Here is a 1,269-nt window from a genome sequence, read left to right on the forward strand (position 1 = left end):
GTGTTCCTATATTAAGCTTATTACATGCATTTTTCAGCATCATACGCTAAAACTACACTTTTTAGTTGATGAATGTTTGGCACAAAATAAACATAAAAAAAGATGCGCGGCTAAATTTAATAGGAAACAATATCGTTTGTTAATTCAGTGAATGGTAACGTATTAAATTAAGAATAATATCGGCCTCCTACTCAATAACCAACCAATCATCAACAGTATTAGCGTTCTTTTTCTCTGTATTATTAGATTGTTGATCGTGCTGTTTTTGTCTTTCTTTTAAATAGGTCAAAAAGTCATGCCCACATTCTTTAGTGTGCTGATGAGCCATAAAAGGTGCTTTCATTTCAGGGATAGGTTCGAGCACTTCACCAACGAAGCCATAACTAGGAAAGGAGCTCAACATTAGAATAAGCGCACTCCAAGGGGGTCGAAGTATTTTGCTATTAACGTATTTAAAAAGCATCCATTTACTCCGTTTAGTCTCATCTCAACTCTAAATTTACCGCGTTCAGTACACCCAAATTACTTCAAAAGATTAGACATTAGATAATGTCATTTGAGGACATGCTAATAAAAGCTCCTCTATTAATATTAGGAGCTTTTTCAATTAATGTCGTCACTGCAACTATTTTACAAGTGCAGCGGCTCCAAAGACCCCAGCACTGTCACCTAGATCGGGTTTTACAATCAAAGTATTAAGCTCTGGATTAAATAAATGCGCTAAAATAGCCTTTGGCCCCTGCTCATAGAGTTCATCAATATTACCGACACCGCCACCGACAACAATCACATCAGGGTCGATCGTATTAATAATTTGAGAAACAGCCAGACCAAAGGTTTCAATCATACGGCTGAGGGTTTTAATGCCATCTTCATCCCCTAAACGCGCTTTAGCTACAATTTCAGGTAATGGTAAGTTTTGGCCAGTTAACTGCTGGTAATATGCCTCTAAACCTTTACCCGACATAACGGTTTCTAAGCAGCCTTTTTTACCACAGTAACAGTCACGGCCATTAGGTTCGATAACATTATGCCCCCATTCACCTCCGATACCATGGCAGCCATTGATAACCTTGCCATTAACGACAATACCGGAGCCAACACCTGTTCCCATGATAATACCAAACACAACTTCAGCATCAGGCTTAAGACGTTTTGCAGCACCAAAATGCGCTTCAGCTAAAGCAAAGCAATTTGCATCATTAGCCAGTACTACATCACAACCTAAGATACGTTCAAGATCTTTATCTAGAGATTTACCATTAAGTG

General features: G+C 38.5%; 2 protein-coding genes. Both read right to left on the bottom strand.

Features of this window, described 5'->3' with window-relative positions:
• Nucleotides 1-187: 187 nt before the first annotated feature.
• Nucleotides 188-403 (bottom strand): hypothetical protein, encoded by a 216-nt coding sequence (locus I3255_RS14435; protein WP_238039440.1) that lies wholly within the window; start codon nucleotides 401-403, stop codon nucleotides 188-190.
• Nucleotides 404-625: 222 nt separating this feature from the next.
• On the bottom strand, nucleotides 626-1,269 hold a 644-nt coding region (locus I3255_RS14440; RefSeq protein WP_238039441.1), incomplete at its 5' end, for an ROK family protein.

This window comes from Psychrobacter sp. Ps6 (assembly GCF_022129235.1).
Lineage (GTDB): Bacteria > Pseudomonadota > Gammaproteobacteria > Pseudomonadales > Moraxellaceae > Psychrobacter.